The sequence below is a fragment of the Moritella sp. F3 genome (assembly GCF_015082335.1).
GTDB lineage: Bacteria > Pseudomonadota > Gammaproteobacteria > Enterobacterales > Moritellaceae > Moritella.
The window spans coordinates 1-269 of record NZ_BLRL01000064.1 but is presented as its reverse complement, the minus strand read 5'-3'; the positions used below and the strand labels follow the sequence as shown (position 1 = coordinate 269).

General features: G+C 42.0%; 1 protein-coding gene. It reads left to right on the top strand.

The genetic code is table 11. From position 1 onward, the window contains the following. The coding region (locus JFU56_RS22500) for a GGDEF domain-containing protein (protein ID WP_198439445.1) at positions 1 to 269 on the top strand (269 nt) is incomplete at both ends.

Below are 269 nucleotides of genomic sequence, written 5' to 3'. Positions count from 1 at the left end.
AAGTGGAACTGGTTAGAAGACAGCAAGAACGAAAACTCAAAGAGCTGAATGAGAAGCTAGAGTACCAAGCTCTGTATGATCCTCTGACCCATTTGCCAAATAGACGTTGCTTGTTCAAAACGTTGAATGCAGAAGTGGAGCAGTTAAAAGGATCTTTAGGAAAGGGAACCTTGGCCGTTGTCGACATCGATTTCTTTAAACAGGTTAATGACACTTATGGTCATCAAATGGGTGATGTTGTATTAAAGAAAGTGGCGAACGTGCTGAGC